The organism is Amycolatopsis sp. SB7-3 (assembly GCF_041021335.1).
Classification (GTDB): Bacteria; Actinomycetota; Actinomycetes; order Mycobacteriales; family Pseudonocardiaceae; genus Amycolatopsis; species Amycolatopsis japonica.
This window is the reverse complement of the sequence record NZ_JBFPJQ010000001.1, coordinates 2,707,346-2,732,838: the sequence shown is the minus strand read 5'-3', so window position 1 is coordinate 2,732,838 and position 25,493 is coordinate 2,707,346. Positions and strand designations below refer to the sequence as shown.

The following is a 25,493-nucleotide window of genomic DNA, read 5'->3' as shown; positions in this document are numbered from 1 at the left end:
CACCTGATCGCGGCCGCTGCTACCTTGCCGGAGGCCGTGCGAGCGAACGAGGAGGTGGTACCCGTGGACATTTCGACATGGGTGCTCCCCTCAGGGGTCACGGTCGGGCGATAGGTCGTCCGGGAGCGCCGTTTCACGAGCACTCCCGAAAGGCACGACCATGCACTTCACTTCCGAAAACCTCCTCGAAGACGGTGTCCTCGAGCGCGGATTCACCCTCGGCGAGATCCCCGGCGTCCTGTGGACCCCGGAGTCGGTGACGCCGGTCCCGCTGATCCTGATGGGCCACCCCGGCGGGCTGGGCAGGATGCACCCGCGGCTCGTGGCCCGGGCCCTCGCTTGCGCGGCGGATGGCTACGCCACGGCCACCATCGAGCTCCCCGGAGCCGGTGACCGGCCGCGTTTCCCCGTCGTCGACGAGGCCCGCGCCGATCTTCAGCGCGCGCTGAAGGCCGGCGAGCCGGTCACCGACGACATCGTCGACCGGCTCGTCCTCCCGCTGGTCGAAACGGCCGTCCCCGAATGGCGAACCACCCTCGACGCGCTCCTCGCACTGCCTGAAATCGGCGGCCCGGTCGGGTTCTCGGGCGGGGTGATCGCCATCGGCACACGACTGGCGTCGGTCGAACCCCGCGTCGAAGCCGCCGTCCTGTTCGCCGGAAGTTATGTGCCGCGCAGCATCCTCGAAGAAGCGCGGCAGGTCACCATCCCGCTGCACGTCCTGCTCCAGTGGGACGACGAAGGGAACGACCGGCAGCAGGCGCTGGATCTGTTCGACGCCTTCGGCTCCAAGGAGAAGACGTTGAACGCCAACATGGGCGGGCACACGGGCGTCCCGTCGTTCGCCGGGGAAGCCGCGGGCCGGTTCCTCGCCCGGCACCTGAAGTGACGTCCGGGGCCGCGGCGGTACCGGCCGCGGCCCCGGCTTCAGGCCGTATCTTGAGCGGAACGCGATGATCCGACCGGAGTGCGGAGTGGACGAACGAACGCGAGAGATCCTGTGCGGTCTAGCGACGAACCCGGCTTTGCCCGGCCCTCTGCGCGCACTCCTGCCCGCCCCACCTGCGGCAACGCCATCGGACACGACCTGGCACGACGTCGATCCGGACGTCGCGCGGGCAGCCGATCCGACCACCCCTTCGGACGAGGTGCTCGCGTTGCTGGACCACGACAGCGCGCTGGTCCGGTGGACACTCGCCGGTCGTCCGGACCTGCCCGGCGAGATCCACGAGCGGCTGGCCGCCGATCCCATCCCGGGTGTCCGCGCGGACCTCGCCGCCAATCCCGCCGTGGTGTCGGAGCCGATCCTGCGCGGACTGGCGAACGACGAGGACGCGGACGTTCGGCGAAGCGTGGCGCACAACCCGTCCGTCCCGCTGGACGTGCTCACCCGCTTGGCCGACTCGATCCGGATCGGGCCGAGCCTGTTGCCTCGTGTCACGGCGGCGACGGACGACGAACTGCGTCTTCTCGCGGCATCACCGTCCGCACGGGTCCGCGTGCTGGTCGCCCAGCGCACCGCACTGCCCGCGGATGTCTTCGAACTGCTCGTGACGGACGACGACAGCCGTGTCGCCAAAGGAATCGCGCCACATCCCGCGCTGTCGGCGGACCGGCTGTGGGCACTCGCCGAGCGACACGGGCCGAGCCTGTTCCGCAGGCTCGCGACGAACCCCCACTGCGACCCGGATCTGTTGCATCACATGGCACGCAACGCCACCGCACGCCGGACTTACCGCGCGGTCGCCGAACACCCGAACACGCGCGGGGAAACCTTGCTGCTCTGCCTCGGGGACGATGTCGCGCGACGGTGGGCCGCGGCACACCCGAACCTGCCTGCCGACGTCCTGATCGAACTCGTGGAAGACCCGAACCTCGCCGGATGCGCGGCCGCCAACCCGTCACTCCCGGTCGAAGTGATGGAACGGCTGATCGCTGCTCACCGCCATGACGGGCTTCTGTGCTCACCCATGCCGGTCGTGGCCGTCGTCTCCTTCGAGCCGAGCGAAAACGATGACGTTGTCGCGATACGAGCGCGCGGCTCGGTCGAAGGAACCACCGCAGGTGATCAGCCGTAGTTCCGGGCCGGCGGTGCGGCCGTAGACCTCCTTGGTGGGAAAGCGATCTTTGGGGGCGTGGATGGTCCGGCGCACCACGAAGGTGACGACGGAACCGTCCGCGCGTTCGACGGTGACGCGGTCTCCCGGCGCGAGTTCGTGCAGCCGGTAGAAGATGCCGGGCTGGGACGCGCCGTCGACGTGACCGACGATCACCGCGGGCCCGGTCTGGCCGGGCGCCGGTCCCGGCTCGTACCAGCCCGCCTGCATCGGCGTGGACACCGGCGGGGTCCGCATACGCCGGTTCGTGTCGAGGCCGAGCTCGATCAGGGACGAGTCGGCGCCGAGTTTGGGGATGTGCACCGCGACCGGGTTCACCCGGACCGCGGGATCGACGACCGTCCTGGCCGGCATCACCGGCGGCGGGGACGGTCGTGGGGCTGCCATGCCAGGCGCGGGCGGAGCCGGCATCGGGGCCGTGGTCAGGCTGATCACCAGCCCCAATGCCGCCGCGGCGGCCAAGGCCGAGGTGATCGCGCCGAATCCGGGACCCGGCCGGTCCTTGCCTCGGCGCAGCTGCCGGCCGGCCTCCTGGAGTGTCTCCCAGCCGACGCCGACGATGATCACGAGCGACGCGCTCACCACCGCGAAGCCGGTGTTGCCCGGCAAGAACGTGACGGCCGCCAGCATCCACGCCAGGCCGACCAGGGCGAGCAGCAGCAACCGGGTCCGGATGGTTTCGACAGCCATGCCTCTCCAGTCGTCGAACCGGGAGGGGTGGTGTGGTGTGGCCGGGGCAAGGCCACACCACACCGTTCCCCCTATCGGAGGTGACGACGGCGCGCGGATACCGCCGTCACCATGAGCAGGGCGATCACCAGGAACGCCAGTCCGCCGCCGACGGGCCACTGATCGTCAGCAGTCCCGCCGCCACCGGCCTCGACGGCACCGGCGGGCACCGGGTATCCGGCGTCGACGTGCTCGCCGGAGGCGCCGTGGACCGACGCTTCCACCGAACCGCTGTGCGCTCCGGCCGCGTGGGAAACGAGACCGCTCCCCACCATGACCACTCCCTGACCGGCACCCGCGGTGCCGTGCCCGGAGCCACCGGTCTGGTGACCGGCCGTGCCGCCGGTGCCGCCGGTGGACGGCGAACCCGGGTGGGTCCCGGGGTCACCGTGCGGGTCGCCGGTGCCCGGTACCGGCATCGGAGCCGGTGCCGGAACGGGCACTGGCGCCGGAACGGGTGCCGGTGCGGGCGCGGCGGGGGCTAGGTAAGCGGTGCCGGTGGCGCCGGCCTGCTCACCGTTCGCCGTGGTGCCGGTGACCGTGACCGGTGCCGCGGTGGTGTCCGCGGTCGGCGTGAACGTTCCCGTGCACACAGTGCTTTCACTGGCGGCCAGAGTGCTGTCATCGCAGGTCAAGGCACCATTGGGAGTGGTGCTCCCGACGTTACTGACCGTGCCGGTGCCGGTGTTCGTCACCGGCACGCTCACCGTCGCCGGCTGCCCGGCGGTGACCGGTACCGCGTTGCCCGGTGATCCGGCGTCCGTGCCGTTGACCGTGGGCGTGCCCACGGTCAGGTCGCACGAACACCCGGTGTCGCCGCCGGTACCCGGTGCGGGTGCCGGGCTGACGGCCGGCGCGAGGTAAGCGGTGCCGGTGGCGCCGGCCTGCTCACCGTTCGCCGTGGTGCCGGTGACCGTGACCGGTGCCGCGGTGGTGTCCGCGGTCGGCGTGAACGGCCCGGTGCACACGGTGCTTTCACTGGCGGTCAGCGTGCTGTCGTAACAGGTCAACGCACCGTCGGCGGTGGTTCCGCTGACGTTGTCGACCGTGCCGGTGCCGGTGTTCGTCACCTGCACGCTCACCGTCGCCGGCTGCCCGGCGGTGACCGGTACCGCGTTGTCCGGCGATCCGGCGTCCGTGCCGTTGACCGTGGGCGTGCCCACGGTCAGGTCGCACGAACACCCGGTGTCCGCCGGAGTCGACGTGGTCGTGGCGGCACTGGCCGTGTCGTCACCCGTGGTGGTGCCGGCGGTTGTCGCCGCCGTCGGTACTGTCCCGGCGACGCTGGTGGCTCCGCTTCCCGCGGGTTCCCCGGTGATCGCCGAGGTTGCCGCGGTCACCGGCCGGGTCGCCGACGCGGTGCCCGGCGACGTAGCCGAGCCGGTGCTGGTTGTCGTCGTTGTGGTGGGTGTCGACGCGGATGCCGGGGTCGTGGTCGTCGCCGCCTGCCGCGGCTGCACGAGTCCCGACACCAGCGACGTCACGGTGTTCAGCGGGCTGGTGCCCGCGGTCGTGTCGGTCGCCTGGTCACTTGTTCGCGAAGGCCCGGTGTCCTCCTCGGCGTGGGCCACACCCACGCCGAGGAGCATCAAGCCACCCGCGAGCAACCCGGCCTGAATGGACCGTTTTACCCAGGTACGCATGAGAAACCTTTCCACGCTCTGCTGAGCTGATCAGTTGTCTCGGCGGTGTCCGGCTGTCGTCAGCCGATGTCTGTCAGTGCGTGCCCGCGCCGGTGATCATGGACAGCGGCGAGGTGACCGCCGACCCGGTCGACGTGGTGTGCCCGGTCGAGCCGGTCGACGAGGCCGGGTCGCAGGTGCACACACCGGTGGTGGTGTAGCTCTGCGAGAAACCGACGGTCGCGGTGTTGCCGGAGGCGTCCTTACCGGTGAAGGACGCCTTCACCGCTTTGGCACCGGGACTCGCGGTGAACGTGATCGTGCACTGGGTGCTGGCACCCGGGGCGAGCGTCGCGTCGTTGCAGGTGACCCGGCCGTTCTGCGAAGTGCCCCGCAGGTTGGCGATCGGCGCGGTGCCGGTGTTGGTCATCTGCACCTTGATGGTGGACGTGCTGCCGGCGGGCACGGTGACGGTCGAGTTCGAGCCGACCACGGCGCCGTTCACCGAAGGCTTGCCGGTGATCGACAGCTTGCCCGCACCCGCTTGCGTACCGGTGTAGAAGATCCGGCAGCTCTTGCTCTGCTGGGTGCCGTTCGGACCCGACACGGTGAAGTTGAACTGCGCGGTGTTCGAGCCCGGCCGCGCGGTCGTGGTCACCGTGCAGCGGGCCGTGCTGCCCGGCGCCAGCTGGGCCGAGCCGCAGTTCAGCTTGCCGAGCGAGGTGGTGCCACCGAGCCCGGACACCGGGACGGTGCCGTTGTTGGTCACCGGGATGGTGATGGTGACCGGGCTACCCGACGGAACGTTCGGACCGGGGGCGCTGCCCGCGGCCTTCCCGTTCACCAGCGGGGTACCGATGGAGATGCTCGCCGACGGCTTCGGCTGCGGCTGCGGAACCGGCTGCGGCTTCGGCTGCGGGACCGGAACCGGCTGCGGCGTCGGCTGCGGTTTCGGGGTCGAGCCCGGAACCACGTTGCCCAGCAGACCGGTCACCGGCGAGAGGATCCCGCCGACACCCGGCAGCCCGGGAAGCGGCGAGCCACCCGGCTGCCCGGCACCGGGGAGACCCGGCAGACCAGGCAGACCCGGAAGGGGCGTGCCGGGCTGGGGCGTTCCAGGAGCAGGCTTGCCCACGTAACGGATCGTCATCTCCGAGCTGACGGTCGAACCGTTCGGCTTGGTGCCGGTGATCGTCAGCTTCGCGCTCTGCGAACCCGACTTCGCCGGGGCCGTGAACGTGTAGGTGACGGTGCCGCCCGGCGCCACCGAGGTCGCGGACGGGGTGACGGTGCCGCCGGGGAACGAACCGCTCAGGTTGGTGAGCGTCTCGGTGCCGGTGTTCGTGAAGGTGACCGAACCCGAGACCGGCGAGCCTGCCGGGATGGTCGGGCCCTCACCCGAGATCGGCGTGCCGCCGATGGCCGGGACACCCGGTCGCAGCGGAGACGAACCCGGGGTGCCCGGTTTGGTGGGCGAACCGCCGAGAACGCCGCCCAAGGCGGGACCGACGAGCGGCAAGCTCCCGGTCGCCGTGTCACCACCCGAGCCGGGCAGGCCCGGCATGCCGAGCGACTCGAACGTCTTGATGTTGTCGGTGACCTTCAGGACGTCCAGGACCGCGGCCGGGTCGCCGCTGCTCACCTTTTCCAACGCGGTCTGCCACAGCAGGCGCATGGCGTCGAAGTTGTTGCCCGCGAAGGACAAGTACTCGTCCGGGGTGAACACGGTGTCCGGGCCGAGCCGGTTCATGATCTCGGCGACCTGGAGGGTGTTGTAGAGGTAGTCCGGTGCCAGGACCCTCGCCGGGTCGGGAATGCTCGGCATCCCCTTCTGGACGAAGTTGACCACCTTCTCCGGCGTCGGCAGCCGGGACATGTCGACGGCCATGGTCTTGGTGTCGATAGGCAGGCCCATGCCGCCGCATCCCGTCGCCATCGTGAGGTAGTCGGTGCCGTGGCCCCGCACATGCGAGGGGTTGAAGATCGGGATCCAGCCCAGCGGCCCGCCGTAGGCGTCGATGACCGGCATCTGCGAGTTGCCGATCGCGCCGCTGGCCATGGACAGGATCAGGTTCTTGTACGCCGGGTCGGTGTGGTAGGTCAGGGCGTGCGAGTTGCTGCCCAGCAGCGGGATCCCGTCCTCGTTCTTCCACATGTGCTGCAGGAAGAAGTCGCACGCGTCGCCGCCGCCCTCATGGGTGGTGTCCCCGGTCGAATGGCCGCCGGACTGGTTCGGGTCGACGGACGTCTGCTTCGTCTCGCCACCGAAAAGGCCGCCGGTGAAGACGCCGCCGCTGAGCACGTCGCCGCTGAGGAACTTGCCGACGGTCGGGATCTGCGCTGTCGGGAGGTCCCCCGTGGGGACCGGGCCGGAGGTGCCGCTCGTTCCGGAAGCACTCACCGACGAGCCGGGCTGAGAGCTCGTGAGCAGTGAGGTGGTGTCCGTTCCGGAAAGGCCGAGGCCATCGAGGCCCGGCAAGGAAGCAGCGGCGGTGTTCGTGACCAGGCCGACGATCGCGAACGTCGCGGTGAGCGATATCGCGGCCCCGCGCAGTACGCGGTTCGATCGGCGGGAGAACGGATTGGCCGGGGAAAGGCCGATGGAGGCCCGTCCGCCGGGGACATCGGCGCGATGGCGCCGAGTCCGACGTGTGATTTTCATTTTCAACGCTCCAGTTCATGAGCGCCTGCCGATAAAGTCGGCATGGCGGTTGACGTGTCTGCTGAGAAAAGGGGTTTGTTCACCGACAGCCCTGGACACCAAACCGTTTGATGGAGGTAGTGGCAGCGGGAGCCACAGACTGGCGATTTCAGCCCATGAGTTCGCGAGCCTGCCGTCGAGTTGCACCTCGGCGGTCCTGCTGTCGCTACCGATCAGGAATTCACTTCGGTGGCCGACACGTCAGTCAGGCGACACTGGAGGTTGCTGCGCGCGCTTGCGCAGCGGAGCGATGTGATCCGGGCCGACACTCCAGCAGGCGATCCGCTGGTCGTGGGCGGACCTGCCAGGCAGCACGATCGCGCCTTGCGCGTGGCCACCGCTCGAGCCCGCCGACGAAGTGCCGGCGCCGGGCCCGACGGCGCCGATGGGCGCCGCCGGGAAACCAAGGGGAAGCCGGTCGACCGGGCGCTGCGAGCCGAGGTCGGCAGGCGCCGCCGTCGCGGTCGGCCACTGGAACGAGGACGGCTCGTGCGGCCCGTTCACGCAGAACGCGCAGTCACCGTCGAGCGGAGCCGCCGGAGCGGAGACCACCGGCAGGTCCACCGCCGTCGAGGACTGCGGAGCCGCCGAGACCGGCTCACGGTGCGTTTCCGGGACGGGCCGCAGGCGGGGCGACTCCGGCTGGGAGCCCTCCGTCGCCGTGATCGTGACGATGCCCGGCACGCTGATCCGGGGCTGCAGGCCGGTGCTGGAAACGACCGGCGCGAGCGCGGACACCGTGCCGGTGAGCTTGGTGGTGATCGGGTTGTCGAGCGTGCGGTTCACCGTGGTGACGGTCTCGCTCACCGCGGTGTCGACGGTCTGGGTGAGCGCGGTCGTCATGGCGGTGACCTGCTCGATCGCCGGAGCCAGCGCCGGCGCGGCCGAGCCGACCAAGGCCGTGGTCCGCCCGGCGGTCGTGTTCACGAGGGAAATCGCCTTCGTCGTGATCGGCGAGGTCTCGATCCGCGCGGCGGGCTCCGTCTCCTGGACATCGACGGTCGCGAGTTCGCAGCCCGGCGGCGCCGTGGCCGGGTCACCTGGATCGCATCCGGTATCCGCGGCGACAGCGGTTTCGAAGGCGTTCATCACGGCGAAGCCGGCGAGGATGAACGCGCCGAGCAGAACCGCGCGGCAGACCACGGCGAAGCATCTCGTCCGCCACGAGGCGGGCTCGCGACGACCGCGTGAAACGGGCGCCGTGCCCATTCCACCGTCGGTCGTTCGCAGCCACACCATCGCACTCCACCATTTCCGGCTTACTCGAAGGTTTGCCCCAACAGCAGACAGTAAGGACCCGTCAGGCAATAGGGAACTGCCACTTACGGGACCCGCGGCTGCCACTCCTTACAGTCTTCACCACCTCGAATGAACCACTCTCCGTCGGAGCGGTAACGCGGAAAATTCGGCCTTATGTCCACGATCGGGTGAATTGAAATGGCGGCGGTCAACTGCTTGTCGAAATACCGGCTCAGGATCGACGGTCACAGTTCGATAACTCGGCATCGGGTGCCGGAAATTTTTGATCATCCCGCGTAAGAGAATGTGCGCACCCGCGTTCCAGGGACATGGAGGCCGTGTTCGATCCCCGAAACGAACGCGATCGCGATCGATCCCCGGAAAGGACGGTCGCGGTGGCGATAGTGGTCTACGCCGACCGGCCGAGTACCCGCCACGGGATCGCACGGTCCCTGCGGGGCGCGCCGGGAATCGGGCGCGTCGAATGCGCCGCGACCGCCGAAGAACTCGTCCGCGGCTACACACGCGCGCCCGCCGACGTGGTGCTCGTCGCGGTCCGGCCGGACGAGCCGACCGGACCCGCCGCCGCGGCGGCGTTGCTGTCGGTGGCGCCCGACGCCGCGGTGATCATGTTCGGATCGTTCGGCACGACCGCCGGGGCGCTGGTGCCCGGCATCGGCGGATTCCTCCGGAAGTACGACGGTCTGGACCCCGAGCCGGCCACCGCACCGCCCGACGCCGAGCTCCTCCGTCTGTCCGAACGCGAACTCCAGATCCTCTGGGGTATGGCGCAAGGGAAACGGAACGTCCAGATCGGCGCCGATCTGGAGCTCTCCGAAGACAGCGTCAAAACCCATTGCAAACGGATCTTCCGCAAGCTGGGCGTCCACGATCGCGCCGAAGCGGTCGCCATCGGCTTTCGCGCCGGCTTCCTTTCCTGACCCGCACGGACCGGGCGGGGCAGCGCCCGGCCCGTGCGTACCGTCAGGCCAGGCGGACCTGGAAGACGGCGACGCGGGCGTCATGCCCGTCCACGCGCATGTCCACCGTCTTGGTGTCGATGAACTGCTCCTGGACGACGCCATTGCCCGCCAGCCAGTTGATGCGGTCGATCCCGGTGCCGAAGCACCGGCGCTCCGCGTCCAGGCCGGTGGCCTTGTAGTAGTTCGGATTGTTGGTGTCCGCGGTCCAGAAGACCAGGCGTCCGACGTTGTGGTGCGCGAGCACGCGACTGGCGTGGATCCGCTTGTGCTCGTTCCACTCGTCGCGCAGGTCGGCGCGCTGGTCACCGTTGTACGCGTTCGCGATGTAGTGCGAGTTGATCAGCGCGAACTGGAGCGTCGGGTGGCTCTGGTGACGCACCACGACCTCGTTGATCCAGCGTGGCGGGGTCACCCCGGTGATACCGCCGTGCACATACGTGGTCTTCGAGCTCGCCACCTCCCACGGCTGCGGGATCGAGATCGGGATCCGGAACGACGTGTTGTGCCGGAGGAACGCGTTGTTGTATAGGGGCCCGAAGTAGTGGTCGATCATCGCGGGCTCACCGGTGTCGCCCTCGTTGATCTCCTGCCAGCCGACCAGGGGCCGCACCAGGGAGTCACAGTTGCGGACGGCGTCGATCGCGGCCTCGCGCGCCCCGAGGTTGTCGCGGCCGATGTTGGCGGTGACGATCGGCAGCCGGATCCATCCCGTCGCGGCGGAAGCCGTACCGGCACCGGCGACCATGGCGCCGAGCGCGGCCCCTCCACCGAGAGCGAGCGCCTTGCGTCTGTTGAGCATTCCGGACACAGCAGATTCCCTTCTCGCACTGACACAACGGGACACAGCCCGTGAAAGTGTCACAGAATGCGGTGCTGTTGTGACCCCTTCTCGCCAAAACTGCCGCTTGCCGGTCAGCGCTCGAGGTGGAGCTTCATCCCGGAGGCTCGCTGCCTCGATCGAACACGAGCAGCACCACACCACTGGCAATAGCCGAAGTCCGTGCAAGCGCTTCAACACGCCGACGACCGCAAGATCCACAGACAAGAACATCCCCGCTGATCAGCGGGGATGTCGAGGTGGTGGGCCGCCTGGGGCTCGAACCCAGAACCTACGGATTAAAAGTCCGCAGCTCTACCAATTGAGCTAACGGCCCGTGCGGCCGAGTCTAGTAGACCGCCGTCGACCACCAGGATGCCGGGGCGGCGGCGGGAGCGCCACGGAATTGTCGGGGGTCTCTGCCATGGTCGTGGGCATGGACACGATCCCCGAGGAGAACTACGCGGCGAGCTGGGAGGGCGACCGCCCGGAGCCTCCGCGGGTGGCGAGTGAGCGCGAGATCCTGACGTCCACGCTCGACTGGCATCGCCGCACCTTCGAGCTGAAGTGTCAGGGGCTGACACCGGAGCAGATGGCCCTGCGGCCGATCGAGCCGTCGGGTTTGTCGCTGCACGGGCTGCTCAGGCACCTCACGGGCGTCGAGCGCTGGTGGTTCCGCGTGCAGTTCGTGGGCGAGGACGTCCCCTTGCTCTATTACTCCGACGAGTGGCCCGAGCAGGACTTCGAGGATCTCGGCGGCGATGTCGAGGAGGCGTGGGCGGCTTGGCGTGCGGAGTGTGCGCGGTCGCGGGAGATCGTGGCGGCCGCGTCGCTCGACGACACTGGCAAGCGCCATCGCGACGGGGAGCCGTTCTCGTTGCGGTGGCTGCTGACCCATCACATCGCCGAGTACGCCCGCCACGACGGCCACGCCGACTTGCTTCGCGAGCGCATCGACGGGAGGACAGGCCATTGAAAGCTTGAAATGCGATGCTGGGCCGATGAACGCCGATCCCGATTCCGGCCTCCTGTCCCCGGTCCGCGCCGGCACGCCCGCCGAGGCGGCGACTGGTGATCTCGCCTGGTTGAGGGCCCTGTTGGACACGGAGGCGGCGCTCGCCAGGGCGCAGGCCCGCACCGGGCTGATCCCGCAGGACGCCGCGGCGGCGATCACCGAGGCGGCCGCGTCCGTCGAGATCGACGTGGTCGCGTTGGCGAGGGCGGCTCGTGAGACGGCGAACCCGGTCGTCGGGCTGATCAAGGAGCTGACCGAGGCCGCCGGGACGGAGTACGTCCATCGCGGCTCCACCAGCCAGGACATCTTCGACACGGCGATGATGCTGGTCGCCGCGCGGACGCGGGCGCTTCTCGTCGCGGACCTCGAGTCGGTGGCGGAGGCCCTGGCGGATCTCGCCCGCGCCCATCGCGACACGACGATGGCCGGGCGCACGCTCACCGCGCACGCGGTGCCGACGACGTTCGGGCTCAAGGCGGCGGGCTGGCGTCAGCTGACGCTCGAAGCGCTCGACAGGCTGAACCGGGTCGTCCTGCCGGTCTCGCTCGGGGGTGCAGCGGGCACGAGGGCCGCGTACGCCGAGTACGCGCGCCTCGCGGACCTGCCCGAGGGCTATCCGCAGCGCCTCCAAACGGCCTTCGCCGAGGAGACCGGGCTCGCCGGGACCACGCTCCCCTGGCACACGCTCCGCACGCCGACGGCCGACCTCGCGGCCGCCCTCTCCTTCACCGCCGCCGCGCTCGGGAAGATCGCGGTCGACGTCCAGTTCCTGACGCGTACCGAGGTCGGGGAGGTCGCCGAGCCGGCGGGCGAGGGCCGTGGCGGGTCTTCGGCGATGCCGCACAAACGCAATCCGGTGCTCGCGACGCTGATCCGGTCGGCCGCGCTCCAGGTGCCGGTGCTGGCCACCGGCGTCACCCAGGCCCTGGTCTCCGAGGACGAACGGTCCGCGGGCGCGTGGCACGCCGAGTGGCAGCTGCTGCGCGAGTGCCTGCGCCTGACCGGCGGCGCCGCGCATACGGCGGCCGAGCTCGCCCGCGGCCTGGCCGTCGACGACGAGCGCATGCGCGAGAACCTCGGCCTCACGCACGGCCAGATCGTCTCCGAGCGGCTTTCGACCGTGCTCGCCCCGCTGCTCGGCAAGGCACGGGCCAAGGAGGTCCTCGGGCAGGCGGCCAAGCTCGCCCTCGAACAGGACAAGGCCCTCGGCGAGGTTCTTTCCGGCCTGCCGGAGATAACCGGAGTGCTTCCCGCCGAATCCCTGGCCGACCTGCTGGATCCCGCGCACTACACCGGCTCGGCCGGGGTGCTCGTCGATGCCGCGCTGGCGGACCGCGAAGAAAAACCGAAAACTCCTTGAACCGGTCTCGAACCGGCTCCGTGTAGGGGGTACAAGCTCACCGCGCCAAGCCGCGGAACCCCTACGAACAAGGAGAAATCCCATGCTTCGCAAGCGTTTCGTCGTCGCAGCGGCGTCCGCGGCCGCGGGTCTGGTGGTGCTGTCGGCCTGCTCCGGCGGCACCGAGGCGGCGGCCCCCGCCGTCGCTCCCGCCGCGGCGGTGGCCGGGGCGGGCGGGAACGCCCCCGCGGCCAAGGGTGAGACCAAGGTGGCCGTGGCCGAAGCCGGGAATCTCGGCCAGGTCCTCGTCGACAAGGACGGCTTCACCTTGTACCGCTTCGACAAGGACAGCGCGAAGCCGCCGAAGTCCAATTGCGACGGTGACTGCGCGAAGGCCTGGCCGCCGGTGCTCGCTGAGGGCGACGTCCAGATCGAAGGCGTGGATCAGGCCCTGGTCGGCCAAGTGACCCGTGCCGACGGGCGCAAGCAGGTCACCGTCGGCGGCTGGGCGCTTTACCGCTACGCCAAGGATGCGAAGGCCGGCGAAACGAAGGGGCAGGGCGTCGGCAGCACTTGGTACGCCGCGAACGCCAAGGGCGGCAAGGCGGGCCAGGCGGCGAAGGAAGCTCCGGCCGAACAGAAGGACGGCGCCACGAAGCTCGTCGCGAGCAACGTCGACGGCATCGGACCGGCCATTGTGGACCAGGACGGCTTCACCCTGTACATGTTCACCAAGGACAAGAAGAACAAGCAGCCGACCTGCAACGGCGACTGCGCAAAGGCCTGGCCGCCGGTGCTCGCCGAGGGCGACGTCCAGCTCGAAGGCATCGACCAGAAGTTGCTCGGCAAGGTGAAGCGCGCGGACGGCACCATGCAGGTCACCGTCGGCGGATGGGCCGTCTACCGCTACGCCAAGGACGCGAACGCCGGCGAGGCCAACGGTCACGGCGTCGGCGGCACCTGGTTCGTCATCGAGCCCGCCGGCTGCAAGAGCACCGCGCCGGTGAAGGACAAGGCCGCCCAAAGCGGGAACGCCGCCCCCAAGAAGGAGGAAGACGCTCCCGCCCAGGACTCCGGCTACTGAGCGCTAGTGGGCCAGGCCCGGCGGTCGCTCTTCCCGAGCGACGGTCGGGCCTTTTCCGTGCTTCGGCCGTCGCGATTCGTCCGGAAGGGGTTCGACGACCGTGGCGCTGTCCGCCCGACGGTCCGCGACCACGGTCTCCTCTTCGTCCTCCGGCAGCAGGACCTTGTGCCGCGCGGGCAGGAACGCGATCACCAGCCCGAGCGCGGCGAGGCCGAGGTGCAGCCAGTTGTCCGGCCCGTTGAGGTTGAACGGGTTGCCTGCCTGTGAGACCGGGTTCGTCGAAACGGTCCCCGTGATCATGAGACCCCAGACGAACAGCGCCCCGAAGGCGACGAACGTCAGGAAACCGAAGACCCTGGACCGCCCCGACCCGAAGGTCAGCAGCAGCCCGATCGCGCCCAGCAGGACGAAACCGAGGTTGTACAGGGGATTCACCGAGAAGCCGAGCACGGTCGCGTCGCTGCGCCCGGCGAAGTCGGCGAATCCCGTCCTGGTGAAGCCCACGATCCCGAACACCAGGAAGGCCAGGCTCGACAGCCCGGCGAGTACCTGAGCGGGCTGGAGCCCCGCCGTCCGGATACGAGCGCGTTGTGCACGTGCCATTGCTCCGCCTCCCAGAGTTGGCGACCTGAATTCACGCTGGGCCCCGAATACCCCGCTGCCCGCCCGCACAAACAGCATCGTCCGAACGGGCTACTCGTGAACACGAACGGGTGACGCGGTCAACAGGTCATGTGGGCAAGGTGAGCGGAGTCTTCCTCCTGGTGGGGCTGTGCCTGGGCGCCATCCTCGCGATGGTCCTGATCCCGACGTCGCGTCCCGGTCCGGTGGCGGCCGCGGAGGCGGTGCCGGGCACCACGGCGCCGTCCGTCGAAGTCGAGGTCGGACCCGAGGATCCGGTCGCGTCCCCGACGCCCTCGCCCTCGGCGGCCCCGGGTCCGCCACCGAAGTCCGTCGACAGCCAAGCCCTCGCGGACCTCGTCCCCGGCGGGCAGGTGAGCGTGGTCGTCTACGACCGCACCGCCAAGAAGAGCACCGTTTCGCTCAGGCCCGAACGGTCCTACACCTCGGCGTCCCTCGTGAAGCTCCTCATCGCACTCGAAGCGCTTCAAGCCGGCACACCGTCGGGCACCGTCCAGCGGATGCTGTCGGTCAGCGACGACGACATCGCCAGCAGACTGTGGACGGCTCTCGGCGGCCCCAAGATCGTGACCCGCTGGGCGGCGAAGATCGGCCTCGGCGGCACTCGTCCACCCGAGGATCCCGGCCGCTGGGGCGACACCCGGATCACCGCCGCGGACGTCGTGAAGATCTACCGCTACCTGATGGACCAGGCGGGCGCCGGGCCGCGCACGACGATCATGCGGGCGTTGAGCGGCGCGACGGAGAACGGCTCCGACGGGATCCGGCAGTACTTCGGCATCCCGGACGCCGTCGGTTCCCTTCCCTGGTCGATCAAACAAGGCTGGGCGTGCTGCCGCGACTCGCGGATCCAGCACAGCTCGGGCGCGGTCGGCGAAGACGACCGCTACATCGTCGTCGTCCTGACCTCGCAACCGTTGTCGACCACCTACACCGGGGCGGGCCGACGGGTGACGGAGGTGGTCAAGGCACTGCTCCCCGCTATTGACGATGTGTAAACAAGGTGGGACAGTGGCGTGACGCCGCTCTCTCGGGAGGTCGTCATGAGCACCGAAGCCCGCCTGCCCACCGTGACCCCGCTCGGCCCGGATTCCGTTGCCTGGCAAGTGGTCGGCGACCGGAGACTGCTGCTCGGCGCGGGGACGGCATTGCTGTTGCAGGTCGCGCATCCGGTGGTCGGCGCCGGTGTCCACGACCATTCGAACTACACCGAAGACCCGTGGGGCCGCCTCGATCGGACCATCGATTCCTTGCTGAGCCAGGTTTTCGGCGGCCGGGAGGCGGTCGCCGAGGCGGAGCGGCTCCGCGAGCTGCACAAGGCGATCAAGGGCGTCGACCACCACGGCGAGCGCTACCACGCGCTGAACCCCGAGGCGTACTGGTGGGTGCACGGCTCGACGTTCTGGACGACCGTCCGCATGCACGAGGTCTTCGTCCATCCGTTGTCCGGCACGGAAAAGCGCCGGTTCTACGCGGAATGGCGACGCGTCGGCCTGCTGCTCGGTCTCCGTGAGCACCACATGCCGGAGGACCTCGAAGGGTTCGAAGCCTACTTCGACGAGGTCGTCGCGAATCGACTCGAAGACAACCACACGGTCCGGGAACTGCTCCGCTCGATCACCATGCGCGACACACCACCGCCCCCGTGGTGGTTCTTGCCGGAAGCCCTGTGGCGCCCCGTGCGGCCGGCGGGCGGGAACGTGCTGACCCTGTGCGCGATCGGCTTGCTGCCACCAACACTTCGCGAGCGCTTGAGTCTCAAGTGGACGGACACCGACGAACGCCGCCTCCGACGTCTCGGAGCGATCACGCGAGCGGCCGGGAAACGGGTTCCCGACCGGATCCGCTTGTACCCCAAGGCTTATCGAGCCAAGTCACTCGACGACGTCCACTAGCGCGCCTTTGGCGCCGGTGTTGGGCAGCGGCCACGGCGTGACCCCGCCGTTGGTGACGATCTTCTTGTCCTGCGGCGCGCACGGCGGCACGGTCCGCGCGCCGATCCACGCCAGCACGTCGGGCACCTGCGCCTTGAAGGTGTTCATGTTGTGCCCGGCGTCCGGGATCCGCCACGACGAGAGCGTCGCGGGCGCGCGGACGGCCGCCTGGATCTGGTCGATCGAGAAACTCTCGAAGCTTTCCTTGTCCCCCGCGATCGCGAGGATGTCGACGGGCGACGGATGCTTCTGCAGGTTCACCGTGACCGTGTTCGCGTCGATGATGTCCTGCCTGCCCTTGAACAGGTTCTCCGTCTCCGCGTCCACCGAAGCCTTGTAGTACCCGCTGACGCTCGCCGCCTGGCCGTACCACTGCGGATGCCGCGTCACCAGGTTCATCGCGCAGTATCCGCCCGACGACCAGCCCGCCATCGTCCACGCCTTCCGCTGCGGGTTGGCGCCGAGTTTCTCGATCGCCCAGTCGCGGATGTCGGCGGTCAGGTAGGTGTCGTTGGCGGTCCCGTTGACCTCGTCGATGCATTCGGTGTCGTGGCCGACCTTCGGTTTCCCGGTCGGGTCCGGGATGATCACCAGGGTCGGCGGGAGCACGTGCTTCGCGATGGCCGCGTCGAGTTTGGCGGGCAGTTCGTAGGGGCCGGTGACGACTTCGGGCCCGGAAGGGTAGTTCGGGATCCATTCGATGACCGGGAATTTGAGCGACCGGAACGCGGGATCGTAGTACTGGGGCGGGAAGTACACCGAGACGTCGCGCGTGAGGCCGGTGCGCTTGCCGGTCACCGTCATGTGCACGATGGAACCCTTGCCTTCCTTGGCCCGCATCGCCCCGGCGTCACGCAGTTTGTCGAGATCCGAACCGTTCTGCCCGGCGACGGCGTCGACGCTCTCCCCGGAGTACACGCCGGTGCCGAACAGGGCGCCGACCGTGGGGAAGAACCCGCCGATCATGTTGCCGCCCATCCCGGTGCTGACCACCACCAGCACGACCGCGACGAGGATCGTGCCGCTGCGGCCGAGCACCTTGCGGCGCCAGCGTTCCCAGAGGAACGGGACGGCGATGATCGCGAGCAGCGTCAGCACCAGGACGATGACGAGGTTCAGTGTCGAATCGAGCCGGATGGCACTCAGTCCCAGTCCCATGGCGATCGTGTCCCTCTCCGGCAGCGGCACGCCCCCGCACCGCACTTCCCACATCTGGATCAAGAGACGTGCGACCACCGGGAAGTGTTGTCCAGGGTGACGCGTGTCACCCTGGACAAACCGGGTTCCGGACTACTCAGCCTGCGAGAGCGGTACGCAGCACGCCGATCGCCTGCTTTATCGCGGCCTCCGCGGCGTGCGTTTCGCGCAACGTGTTGAGCATGACGAAGTCGTGGACGATGCCCTGGTAGCGCACGGCCGTCACCGGTACTCCGGCCTGACGCAGCTTCGCGGCGTACGCCTCGCCTTCGTCACGCAGGACGTCGGCCTCGGCCGTGATCACCAGCGCCGGCGGGAGACCGGCCAGCTCGTCGAGGCTCGCCCGCAGCGGCGACGCGGTGATTTCCGCGCGCTGCGCCGGATCGGTCGTGTACTGGTCCCAGAACCACTTCATACCGTCGAGCGCGAGGAAGTAACCCTCGGCGAACCGCCGGTAGGACTCGGTCTCGAAGCTCGCGTCGGTGACCGGGTAGAAGAGCACCTGCTGACGGAAGGTGACGTCGCCGCGCTGCTTGGCGAGCAAGGTGAGCGCCGCGGTCATGTTCCCGCCGACGGAGTCCCCGGCGATCGCGATCTTCGTGCCGTCGAGCCCGTTTTCGGCGCCGTGCTCGGCGACCCACTTCGCCACGGCGTAGTTCTGCTCGATGGCGACCGGGTAGCGCGCCTCCGGCGAGCGGTCGTATTCGGGGAAGACGACGGCCGCGCCCGCGCCGACGGCGAGCTCGCGGACCAGACGCTCGTGGGTGTGGAAGTTCCCGAACACCCAGCCGGCGCCGTGGATGTAGACGATCACGGGCAGCGGCCCGGTCACGCCCTGCGGCCGCACGATGCGGACCTCGACGCCGTCCACGTGCGTGGTCTCGACGTCCGCGGCGGGCAGTTCGACGTCGCCGCCCTGGACCTCGTCAACGGCCTTGCGTCCTTCCTCCGGCGGCAGCTGGAAGAGGAACGGCGGCGTGGCGGTGGCCTCGACGAAGGCCTGCGCGGCCGGTTCGAGGGCCAGGTTGTGCGGGTTGGCGGTCATTTCTGCCTCCTGGGTTCCGAAGTCGATGCGATAAAGATAGCTCTCAACTCAGTTGTGCACAACTAAAATGCACCCAAGGAGATTTACCCCACTCCCATGGCGAGGTGCGGCATGATCGGCGCACCATGGGGAGAAGGAGGACCGATGCCCACGGACAACACCGGGTCGCTGTGCCTGGACGATCAGCTGTGCTTCGGGCTCTACGCGGCATCGCGGGCCGTCACCGCGCTTTACCGCGTGGTGCTCGACGATCTGGGCCTGACCTACCCCCAGTATCTGGTGATGCTCGCGCTCTGGGAGGAGGACGAGCGGCTGGTCAAGGAGCTCGGCACCGTGCTGAACCTCGACTCCGGCACGCTGTCCCCGCTGCTCAAGCGGCTCGAGAAGTCCGGGCTGGTCCAGCGCGTCCGGCAAGCCGACGACGAGCGGTCCGTGCGCATCAGCCTGACCGGGGACGGCGCCGCGCTCAGGGAACGCGCGAGCGGGATCCCGAAGATCATCGGCGACGCGATGGGGCTCGACGCCGCCGGTCTCGCCCGCACCCGTGCGGAGCTCGATCGCTTGACCGAATCCGTGAACGCCTACCGCGAGGCCTACGTCCCGGCCGGTTAGCATGGGATTTCCGGCGCGGACAAAGGGATGACGATGATCGATCACGACGCGGCGCTCAAGGCCGTCGAGAACAGCTTGGACCGGCCGTCCGCGGCCCGCGTCTACGACTACTTCATCGGCGGCGACACGCACTACGCCATCGACCGCAACTTCGCCGAGAAGGTGCGCGAGCGCCTGCCGCTCATGGGCGACTACTGCAAGACCAGCAGGCAGTTCCTCGGCCGGGCCGTGCGGCACTGCGCGGAACTGGGCATCAATCAGTTCGTCGACATCGGCTCCGGGCTGCCGACCGCGGGCAACGTGCACGAGGTCGCCGACGAGGCGCGGCCGCAGGAGGACACGCACGTCCTCTACATCGACAACGAGCCGATCGCGCTCGCGCATTCGACGCTGCTGCTCGCCGACACCGCCGACCCGGACCGCCACCACGCGATCGCGGCGGATCTGTTCGATCCCGAGGACCTCTGGAACCGGGTGATGGACTCCGGCATCATCGACGTCCGCGAACCGATCGCGCTGGTGGTCAACGCGGTCATGCACTTCATCAAGGACGAGCAGGACCCGGACGGGCTGCTGGACTTCTACCGCGACCGGCTCGCGCCGGGTTCGCTGCTGGTGCTCTCGCAGATGACGAACGAGAACCCGGCCAACGAGGAGGAACGGCAGGCGCTGCTGGACATCCTCGAGTACTACGAGACCACGACGAACCCCGGTTTCCTGCGCACCATGGACGAGTTCCGGCGCTTCTTCGGCGGCTGGCCGCTGCTGGAGCCGGGCCTGGTCTACGCGCCGGCGTGGCACCCGGACGAGAAGACGATCTTCGCCGCTTCGCCGTCGGAGTCGCGCGTCATCGGCGGGATCGCCCGCAAGCCGTAGCTTTTTCCCGTGAAGGCCCCCTTCCCGCGACTCAGCCGAGGGAAGGGGGCCTTCACGCGCTTGTGACGTGCGTCGCCTTGCAGTGCAACTAGGTGCATATGAAACTAGGTGCATGGCACTGGAGCACGCGATCCTGGTCTCCCTGTCCGAGCGGTCCGGCTCGGGCTACGAGCTGACGCGCCGCTTCGAGAAATCCATCGGGCTGTGGTGGAGCGCCACCCACCAGCAGATCTACCGCGTCCTCAAGCGGATGGAGGACGCGGGCTGGATCACCGTCGACCAGGTCGCGCAGTCCGGGAAACCCGACAAGAAGGTGTACACCGTCGGCGACGCGGGGCGGGCCGAACTGGCCCGCTGGCTCGCCGAACCCGATCCGTCGGCCACCGCCAGGGAGCTCGCCGTGAAGATCCGCGGCGCGGCGCTCGGCGATCCGGCCGCCGTCGCCGCCGAGGTCACCCGGCATCGCGACGCGCACGCGGCACAGCTCGACGCGTACCTGCTGATCGAGAAGCGCGACTTCCCCGACCCCAGCGTCCTCAGTGGACAGTCGTTGCACCAGTTCCTCGTGCTGCGCGGAGGAATCAGAACCGAACAGGGCCACGTCGAGTGGCTCGAAGAAGTCCTCCGGGCATTCCACCACGATGCGTAAGGACCAGCGATGAGCCCGTACCCGAACCTGCTGTCCCCTCTCGATCTCGGCTTCACCACCCTGCGCAACAGGGTGATCATGGGTTCGATGCATACCGGCCTCGAAGACAAGGAAGCGCATTTCCCGCAACTGGCCGAGTACTACGCCGAACGCGCCCGAGGCGGCGTCGGGCTGATCGTCACCGGCGGTTTCGCGCCGAACCGGACCGGCTGGCTCCTGCCGCTGGCCTCGAAGCTCTCGACGCGCGCGGAAGCCAAGGCGCACAAGCAACTCACCGATCCGGTGCACGAGGCGGGTGGCAAGATCGCGCTGCAGATCCTGCACGCCGGCCGGTATTCCTACCACCCGCTGAGCGTTTCCGCGTCGGGTATCAAGGCGCCGATCAACCCCTTCAAACCGCGGGCCCTTTCCGGATACGGCGTGCTGCGCCAAATCCGCGCGTTCGCCGATTGTGCCTTCCTGGCCAAGGAAGCGGGCTACGACGGCGTCGAGATCATGGGCTCCGAGGGGTACTTCATCAACCAGTTCCTCGCCGAGCGGACCAACAAACGCACCGACGAATGGGGTGGCAGCGCGGAAAACCGGCGGCGGATCGCCGTCGAGATCGTGCGCCGCACGCGGGAAGCGGTCGGCGAGGACTTCATCATCATCTACCGGCTGTCCATGTTGGACCTCGTCGAGGGCGGGCAAAGCTGGGAAGACGTCGTCGCCTTGGCCAAGGAGGTCGAAGAGGCGGGCGCGACGATCATCAACACCGGCATCGGCTGGCACGAGGCGCGGGTGCCGACGATCGTGACGTCCGTGCCGCGCGCGGCCTTCACCTGGGTGACCGGGAAACTCAAGCCGCACGTCGGGATCCCGGTGGTCACGTCGAACCGGATCAACATGCCCGAGGTCGCCGAGGAGGCGCTGGCCGGCGGCGACGCCGACCTGGTATCGATGGCGCGGCCGTTCCTCGCCGACCCGGAGTGGATTCGCAAGGCCGAGACCGGGCGCGAGGACGAGATCAACACCTGCATCGCCTGCAACCAGGCCTGCCTCGACCACGCCTTCAAACGGAAACTGGTTTCCTGCATGGTGAATCCGCGTGCGGGCCACGAGACGACGCTGACCCTGTCCCCGACGCGGAAGACCAAACGCGTCGCCGTCGTCGGCGCGGGTCCCGCCGGGCTCGCGGCCGCGACCGGCCTCGCCGAACGCGGGCACGCGGTCGAACTCTTCGAAGCCGACGACGAGATCGGCGGCCAGTTCGGGATCGCGCGCAAGATCCCGGGCAAGGAGGAGTTCGCGGAGACCATCCGGTACTACACGCGGCGACTGGAGGTCACCGGTGTCAAGGTGCGCCTCGGCACCCGCGTGGCCGCGGCCGATCTGATCGACGCCGGATTCGACGAGGTCGTCCTGGCCACCGGCGTGACGCCGCGGGTGCCGTCGCTCCCCGGTATCGACCATCCCAAGGTTCTGTCCTATGTGGACGTCGTCCGGCACGGGAAACCGGTGGGCGGCAAGGTCGCCGTGATCGGCGCGGGCGGGATCGGCGTGGACGTCAGCGAGTTCCTGACGCACACCACCTCCCCCGCGCTCGATCTGGACGCGTGGATGGCCGAATGGGGCGTCACCGATCCCGAGCGGGCCGTGGGCGGGCTGACCGAACGGAAGGTCGAGCCGTCACCGCGGCAGGTCTTCCTGCTGCAGCGCAAGAAGTCCGGGATCGGCGCGGGGCTGGGCAAGACCAGCGGCTGGGTGCACCGGGCCGCGCTGAAGGCCAAACGCGTCGAGCAGCTCACCGGGGTCGCCTACGAGCGGATCGACGACGACGGCCTGCACATCACCGTCGGTGGCAAGCCACGCGTGCTCGACGTCGACACCGTGGTCGTCTGCGCGGGACAGGAGCCGGTGCGCGACCTCGTCGACGACCTGCGGGCGGCCGGACTGCCGGTGCACCTGATCGGCGGCGCCGACGTCGCGGCCGAACTGGACGCCAAACGGGCCATCGATCAGGGAACCCGCCTGGCCGCCGTTCTCTGACGAGTGGCGCACTAGATGGCAGGATGAACCCTTGTGCGGGACGTATGCGTGATCGGGCTCGGGTTGATCGGTGGTTCGCTGCTGCGCGCGGCGCATTCGATCGGCCGCACCACGTTCGGGGCGACGACCTCCGAAGCTGACGCGGACGCCGCCAGCAGAGCGGGTTTCGACGTCACCACACAGGTCGAAGCGGCGCTGAGCAAGGCGGCGGAGCGGGACGCGATGATCGTGCTCGCGGTGCCGCTGCCCGCGGTCGAAGAGGTGCTCCGTACCGTTTCGCGGGTCGCCGGGCACTGCGTGCTCACCGACGTGACCAGCGTGAAGGGGCCGGTGCTCGACTCGGTGCGGCGCCGCGCGCCGTACGCGAAGTTCGTCGGCGGGCATCCGATGGCCGGGACGGCGAACTCGGGCTGGAAGGCGAGCAACCCGGCGTTGTTCGGCGGCGCGGCCTGGGTGCTGGGCGTCGAACACGACACCGATCTGACGGCGTGGGCGGAGGTCGCCCAGCTCGTGCTGGACGTCGGCGCGCACGTCGTACCGCTGCCCGCGGATTCGCACGACGAGACGGTCGCGCGGATCTCGCATCTGCCGCATATTTTCGCGGCCATCCTGGCCACTATCGGCGCGCAGGGCGGACCGTTGGCGATGTCGCTGGCCGCCGGGTCCTATACGGACGGCACGCGGGTGGCCGGGTCGAGTCCGGCGCTGGTGCGGGCGATGACCGAGGGCAACCGGGACGCGCTGCTGCCGATCGTCGACGAGGCACTCGGGCGGCTGGGTGCCGCGCGGGGATCGCTGGCGTCGACGGGTGGTCTCGCGGTGACGGTCAACGCGGGTCACGAGGGTGCGCAAGCGTTTGCGGCCAGCAAGGACGCGGAACGCGCTGGGGTGCGGGTCAGCCTGAGCGCCCCGGACGCGCGCGACGGCCTGATCGCGCTCGGCGAGCGCGGCGGCCGGATCACGGCCATCGAGGGCGACATCGCGATCGGCGAGGTCTCCTGACGCGTTTCGTCCTCTGAATGCGGTCCTTGCGTGTGCAAGTACCGCGTTCAGAGGACGAAATGCGGGAGGTGGGGGGGTTACTGGCCCTGCGGCGGGTTCTGGGGCTGGGGGTTGTCGGGGGTGTCGTCGAACTTGTTGATGAACCCCTTCGCCTTCTCGACACCCGAGTCGATCTGGGAGTCGTGACCGGAGAACTTCGACTTGGCGAAGTCGGCCGCCTTGTCCAGGCCGCCCTCGATCTTGTCGTTGTGCTCGCGGAGAGCGTCGGTGGCCTTGTTCTTCAATTCATCGAAGTTGATGCCCATGGCCACATCGTCACACAGGTACGAGTGAACACGCCTCGACGATCACCCGTCATGGGGACGCTCAGAACGGCCGGTCGCCCGCGATGGCGACGCGTTCGGCCACCCGCGCGTACGGGTGGTAGTCGTTGACGGCGTAATGCTGGGTGGCGCGGTTGTCCCAGAAGGCCACCGAACCCGGCCGCCAGGCGAAGCGCACCTGGAACTCCGGGATGTGCGCCCGGCTGAACAGGTACCGCAGGAGCCTGTCGCTCTCGTCGCGATCGATGCCGACGATGTGCGTCGTGAAGGCCTGGTTCACGAAGAGGGTGCGGCGTCCGGTCTCCGGATGCGTGCGGACGACCGGATGCTCGACCGGCGGGAACGCGTCCTGGTGACGCAGCAGGAGTTCCGGGTCGGAGAAGCGGTCGAAGCCGGGGATGAAGTCGTGCACCGCGGTCAACCCGTCGACGCGTTCACGGACGTCTTCGGGCAGGTTGTCGTAGGCGGCGGCCATGTCGGCCCACATCGTGTCGCCGCCCACCGGCGGGACCTCGATCAGCCGCAGGACCGAACCGAGCGCCGGCGCGGGCCGGAACGTGACGTCCACGTGCCAGATGTTCTCGAACGCGGGCATGGTCGCGGACCGGGCGAACCGCGTGGTGTCCTCGGTCTCGCCCGTCGGGATGAACGGGTTCGTCTCCAGTTCGCCCCAGTTGGCGGCGAACGCGCGCTGGTGCGCCGAAGTGATGTCCTGATCGCGGAAGAACAGCACCTTCCACTCCAGCAGCGCGCGGTTCAGCTCGGCGTGGAGCTCGGGTGTCAGCGGACGGGCGAGGTCGACGCCGCCGATCTCGGCACCGATCACCCTTCCCAACGGGCGTAGCGAGAAAAGCTCGTACGGGCGCTCCTCGACGCCTTCCGGCAAGCGCCGCAGCAGGCGCGGGCCTTCGAGGATCCCGCCGTCGGGGACGGTCGCGGGGCGGAGGCGGACACGGTCGGGCAGTTCGATGGACATGGAGGCTCCCTGGATTCACCGTCGGACGACTTGGCGAGATGAGGAGCTACGCGGGCGGAGAGCCCAAACGTCCACGGCGCAGGAAGAGCGCGACGGCACCTTCACCCACCGAACGGATCGGCGAGGACTCCAGGATGGCGGACACGTGGCCATCGTCGGCGCGTTCTGGCATGCGGTCAACATCGTCCACGGGCCGGGACGATCACCGTCTCCGTTCGGACGGGAAGCTGCCCGACCACGTGTTCCGGTGCTCGCGTGGCCGCAGCGCCTCGGCCAGCACCCACTGCGAATGTGTCGTGCCGCCCCGGCCTACCGGGCCGAGCTGGAAGGTGACCCAGCCAACCCAGTGCCCCGTCGTCGTCGCCCGCCACATCCCCAGCAGTCCGGGGACGGTGGCGGTGAGATCCAGGCCGTCGGGCAGGCGGGTCTTCACCGCGCCGACGGGGTACACCAGCGTGAGATCGACCCAAACGGGCTGGTTGGGCCGAACCATGTGCAGGTGACGCGGCCCCGGCGGCAGCGTGTCACCAGTGTCGAGCATGCGTCGATTATGCGTGAAAACT

Annotated in this window: 25 protein-coding genes and 1 tRNA gene; 14 read left to right on the top strand and 12 right to left on the bottom strand. The window is 69.1% G+C overall.

The window, feature by feature from the left end; translation table 11 throughout:
* Positions 1–160: 160 nt before the first annotated feature.
* Positions 161–889: a dienelactone hydrolase family protein gene (locus AB8M46_RS13445; RefSeq protein WP_394360403.1), complete on the top strand. Its 729-nt coding sequence runs from the start codon at positions 161–163 to the stop codon at positions 887–889.
* A gap of 85 nt (positions 890–974) precedes the next feature.
* Entirely contained in the window at positions 975–2,078 is a 1,104-nt protein-coding gene (locus AB8M46_RS13440) for a hypothetical protein (RefSeq protein ID WP_394360402.1), read from the top strand.
* Here the strand turns inward: AB8M46_RS13440 and AB8M46_RS13435 are convergent.
* Together AB8M46_RS13435 and AB8M46_RS13430 are read right to left on the bottom strand one after the other, a co-directional pair.
* The gene (locus tag AB8M46_RS13435) at positions 1,965–2,807 is read right to left on the bottom strand and encodes a class F sortase (RefSeq protein ID WP_394360401.1); all 843 of its coding nucleotides are present in this window, start codon (positions 2,805–2,807) and stop codon (positions 1,965–1,967) included. The two genes, AB8M46_RS13440 and AB8M46_RS13435, sit on opposite strands and share 114 nt — an antisense overlap.
* A gap of 71 nt (positions 2,808–2,878) precedes the next feature.
* Complete coding sequence (locus AB8M46_RS13430) at positions 2,879–3,916, bottom strand: hypothetical protein (protein ID WP_394360400.1); 1,038 nt, start codon at positions 3,914–3,916, stop codon at positions 2,879–2,881.
* Here AB8M46_RS13430 and AB8M46_RS13425 point away from each other — a divergent pair.
* Complete coding sequence (locus tag AB8M46_RS13425; RefSeq protein ID WP_394360399.1) at positions 3,894–4,463, top strand: hypothetical protein; 570 nt, start codon at positions 3,894–3,896, stop codon at positions 4,461–4,463. The two genes, AB8M46_RS13430 and AB8M46_RS13425, sit on opposite strands and share 23 nt — an antisense overlap.
* Before the next feature lie 99 nt (positions 4,464–4,562).
* Here the strand turns inward: AB8M46_RS13425 and AB8M46_RS13420 are convergent, their stop codons facing one another.
* A complete protein-coding gene (locus AB8M46_RS13420) occupies positions 4,563–7,130 on the bottom strand; it encodes a hypothetical protein (RefSeq protein WP_394360398.1) in 2,568 nt (855 codons plus the stop codon).
* 240 nt (positions 7,131–7,370) lie between these two features.
* Positions 7,371–8,408, bottom strand: coding sequence for a hypothetical protein (locus AB8M46_RS13415; protein WP_394360397.1), 1,038 nt, complete (start codon positions 8,406–8,408; stop codon positions 7,371–7,373).
* Between the two features lie 395 nt (positions 8,409–8,803).
* Here AB8M46_RS13415 and AB8M46_RS13410 point away from each other — a divergent pair, with 395 nt between their 5' ends.
* Positions 8,804–9,349 (top strand): response regulator transcription factor, encoded by a 546-nt coding sequence (locus AB8M46_RS13410; protein WP_037335986.1) that lies wholly within the window; start codon positions 8,804–8,806, stop codon positions 9,347–9,349.
* 43 nt (positions 9,350–9,392) lie between these two features.
* Here AB8M46_RS13410 and AB8M46_RS13405 read toward each other — a convergent pair whose 3' ends face one another.
* Together AB8M46_RS13405 and AB8M46_RS13400 are read right to left on the bottom strand one after the other, a co-directional pair.
* Positions 9,393–10,190: a hypothetical protein gene (locus tag AB8M46_RS13405; RefSeq protein ID WP_233629539.1), complete on the bottom strand. Its 798-nt coding sequence runs from the start codon at positions 10,188–10,190 to the stop codon at positions 9,393–9,395.
* Positions 10,191–10,469: 279 nt separating this feature from the next.
* Positions 10,470–10,545, bottom strand: a tRNA-Lys gene (locus AB8M46_RS13400).
* A gap of 99 nt (positions 10,546–10,644) precedes the next feature.
* Here AB8M46_RS13400 and AB8M46_RS13395 point away from each other — a divergent pair.
* The 3 genes from AB8M46_RS13395 (at position 10,645) to AB8M46_RS13385 (ending at position 13,646) form a co-directional block, all read left to right on the top strand.
* On the top strand, positions 10,645–11,184 hold the full coding sequence (locus tag AB8M46_RS13395; RefSeq protein ID WP_394360396.1) for a DinB family protein: 540 nt from the start codon (positions 10,645–10,647) through the stop codon (positions 11,182–11,184).
* 25 nt (positions 11,185–11,209) lie between these two features.
* Entirely contained in the window at positions 11,210–12,583 is a 1,374-nt protein-coding gene (gene pcaB, locus AB8M46_RS13390; RefSeq protein ID WP_394360395.1) for a 3-carboxy-cis,cis-muconate cycloisomerase, read from the top strand.
* An 82-nt stretch (positions 12,584–12,665) separates the two neighbouring features.
* On the top strand, positions 12,666–13,646 hold the full coding sequence (locus AB8M46_RS13385; RefSeq protein ID WP_394360394.1) for a hypothetical protein: 981 nt from the start codon (positions 12,666–12,668) through the stop codon (positions 13,644–13,646).
* 3 nt (positions 13,647–13,649) lie between these two features.
* On the opposite strand, the gene AB8M46_RS13380 is transcribed toward AB8M46_RS13385, so the two are convergent.
* Complete coding sequence (locus AB8M46_RS13380) at positions 13,650–14,249, bottom strand: DUF4383 domain-containing protein (protein ID WP_125731790.1); 600 nt, start codon at positions 14,247–14,249, stop codon at positions 13,650–13,652.
* Between the two features lie 131 nt (positions 14,250–14,380).
* On the opposite strand from AB8M46_RS13380, the gene AB8M46_RS13375 reads away from it, so the two are divergent.
* On the top strand, positions 14,381–15,286 hold the full coding sequence (locus AB8M46_RS13375; protein WP_394360393.1) for a serine hydrolase: 906 nt from the start codon (positions 14,381–14,383) through the stop codon (positions 15,284–15,286).
* A 45-nt stretch (positions 15,287–15,331) separates the two neighbouring features.
* Positions 15,332–16,183 (top strand): oxygenase MpaB family protein, encoded by an 852-nt coding sequence (locus AB8M46_RS13370; RefSeq protein WP_394360392.1) that lies wholly within the window; start codon positions 15,332–15,334, stop codon positions 16,181–16,183.
* Here AB8M46_RS13370 and AB8M46_RS13365 read toward each other — a convergent pair.
* Both AB8M46_RS13365 and AB8M46_RS13360 read right to left on the bottom strand, forming a co-directional pair.
* Complete coding sequence (locus AB8M46_RS13365; protein WP_394360889.1) at positions 16,163–17,380, bottom strand: alpha/beta hydrolase; 1,218 nt, start codon at positions 17,378–17,380, stop codon at positions 16,163–16,165. The two genes, AB8M46_RS13370 and AB8M46_RS13365, sit on opposite strands and share 21 nt — an antisense overlap.
* Positions 17,381–17,516: 136 nt before the next feature.
* A complete protein-coding gene (locus AB8M46_RS13360) occupies positions 17,517–18,464 on the bottom strand; it encodes an alpha/beta hydrolase (RefSeq protein WP_350593466.1) in 948 nt (315 codons plus the stop codon).
* A 144-nt stretch (positions 18,465–18,608) separates the two neighbouring features.
* Here AB8M46_RS13360 and AB8M46_RS13355 point away from each other — a divergent pair, with 144 nt between their 5' ends.
* From AB8M46_RS13355 to AB8M46_RS13335, 5 genes are all read left to right on the top strand, one after another.
* Entirely contained in the window at positions 18,609–19,076 is a 468-nt protein-coding gene (locus tag AB8M46_RS13355; protein ID WP_037333227.1) for a MarR family winged helix-turn-helix transcriptional regulator, read from the top strand.
* Between the two features lie 27 nt (positions 19,077–19,103).
* Entirely contained in the window at positions 19,104–19,952 is an 849-nt protein-coding gene (locus AB8M46_RS13350) for an SAM-dependent methyltransferase (protein WP_394360391.1), read from the top strand.
* A gap of 112 nt (positions 19,953–20,064) precedes the next feature.
* The gene (locus tag AB8M46_RS13345) at positions 20,065–20,601 is read left to right on the top strand and encodes a PadR family transcriptional regulator (protein WP_037333229.1); all 537 of its coding nucleotides are present in this window, start codon (positions 20,065–20,067) and stop codon (positions 20,599–20,601) included.
* Positions 20,602–20,610: 9 nt separating this feature from the next.
* Entirely contained in the window at positions 20,611–22,629 is a 2,019-nt protein-coding gene (locus AB8M46_RS13340) for an FAD-dependent oxidoreductase (RefSeq protein ID WP_394360390.1), read from the top strand.
* Between the two features lie 48 nt (positions 22,630–22,677).
* A complete protein-coding gene (locus AB8M46_RS13335) occupies positions 22,678–23,631 on the top strand; it encodes a prephenate dehydrogenase (protein WP_037333234.1) in 954 nt (317 codons plus the stop codon).
* Positions 23,632–23,708: 77 nt separating this feature from the next.
* Here AB8M46_RS13335 and AB8M46_RS13330 read toward each other — a convergent pair whose 3' ends face one another.
* The 3 genes from AB8M46_RS13330 to AB8M46_RS13320 form a co-directional block, all read right to left on the bottom strand.
* Positions 23,709–23,936: an antitoxin gene (locus AB8M46_RS13330; RefSeq protein WP_016330787.1), complete on the bottom strand. Its 228-nt coding sequence runs from the start codon at positions 23,934–23,936 to the stop codon at positions 23,709–23,711.
* Between the two features lie 61 nt (positions 23,937–23,997).
* Positions 23,998–24,930, bottom strand: a complete 933-nt coding sequence (locus tag AB8M46_RS13325) for a TauD/TfdA dioxygenase family protein (RefSeq protein WP_394360389.1) — start codon at positions 24,928–24,930, stop codon at positions 23,998–24,000.
* A 202-nt stretch (positions 24,931–25,132) separates the two neighbouring features.
* Positions 25,133–25,471: a hypothetical protein gene (locus AB8M46_RS13320; RefSeq protein ID WP_037333240.1), complete on the bottom strand. Its 339-nt coding sequence runs from the start codon at positions 25,469–25,471 to the stop codon at positions 25,133–25,135.
* Positions 25,472–25,493: the final 22 nt, after the last annotated feature.

Bases quoted from the DNA above. Each gene is read 5' to 3' on its own strand.
- AB8M46_RS13445 (WP_394360403.1), top strand. From the start codon at position 161: ATGCACTTCACTTCCGAAAACCTCCTCGAAGACGGTGTCCTCGAGCGC.
- AB8M46_RS13435 (WP_394360401.1), bottom strand. From the start codon at position 2,807: ATGGCTGTCGAAACCATCCGGACCCGGTTGCTGCTGCTCGCCCTGGTC.
- AB8M46_RS13420 (WP_394360398.1), bottom strand. From the start codon at position 7,130: ATGAAAATCACACGTCGGACTCGGCGCCATCGCGCCGATGTCCCCGGC.
- AB8M46_RS13415 (WP_394360397.1), bottom strand. From the start codon at position 8,408: ATGGTGTGGCTGCGAACGACCGACGGTGGAATGGGCACGGCGCCCGTT.
- AB8M46_RS13405 (WP_233629539.1), bottom strand. From the start codon at position 10,190: ATGCTCAACAGACGCAAGGCGCTCGCTCTCGGTGGAGGGGCCGCGCTC.
- AB8M46_RS13395 (WP_394360396.1), top strand. From the start codon at position 10,645: ATGGACACGATCCCCGAGGAGAACTACGCGGCGAGCTGGGAGGGCGAC.
- pcaB (WP_394360395.1), top strand. From the start codon at position 11,210: ATGAACGCCGATCCCGATTCCGGCCTCCTGTCCCCGGTCCGCGCCGGC.
- AB8M46_RS13385 (WP_394360394.1), top strand. From the start codon at position 12,666: ATGCTTCGCAAGCGTTTCGTCGTCGCAGCGGCGTCCGCGGCCGCGGGT.
- AB8M46_RS13380 (WP_125731790.1), bottom strand. From the start codon at position 14,249: ATGGCACGTGCACAACGCGCTCGTATCCGGACGGCGGGGCTCCAGCCC.
- AB8M46_RS13370 (WP_394360392.1), top strand. From the start codon at position 15,332: ATGAGCACCGAAGCCCGCCTGCCCACCGTGACCCCGCTCGGCCCGGAT.
- AB8M46_RS13365 (WP_394360889.1), bottom strand. From the start codon at position 17,380: ATGGGACTGGGACTGAGTGCCATCCGGCTCGATTCGACACTGAACCTC.
- AB8M46_RS13360 (WP_350593466.1), bottom strand. From the start codon at position 18,464: ATGACCGCCAACCCGCACAACCTGGCCCTCGAACCGGCCGCGCAGGCC.
- AB8M46_RS13355 (WP_037333227.1), top strand. From the start codon at position 18,609: ATGCCCACGGACAACACCGGGTCGCTGTGCCTGGACGATCAGCTGTGC.
- AB8M46_RS13350 (WP_394360391.1), top strand. From the start codon at position 19,104: ATGACGATGATCGATCACGACGCGGCGCTCAAGGCCGTCGAGAACAGC.
- AB8M46_RS13345 (WP_037333229.1), top strand. From the start codon at position 20,065: ATGGCACTGGAGCACGCGATCCTGGTCTCCCTGTCCGAGCGGTCCGGC.
- AB8M46_RS13340 (WP_394360390.1), top strand. From the start codon at position 20,611: ATGAGCCCGTACCCGAACCTGCTGTCCCCTCTCGATCTCGGCTTCACC.
- AB8M46_RS13330 (WP_016330787.1), bottom strand. From the start codon at position 23,936: ATGGGCATCAACTTCGATGAATTGAAGAACAAGGCCACCGACGCTCTC.
- AB8M46_RS13325 (WP_394360389.1), bottom strand. From the start codon at position 24,930: ATGTCCATCGAACTGCCCGACCGTGTCCGCCTCCGCCCCGCGACCGTC.
- AB8M46_RS13320 (WP_037333240.1), bottom strand. From the start codon at position 25,471: ATGCTCGACACTGGTGACACGCTGCCGCCGGGGCCGCGTCACCTGCAC.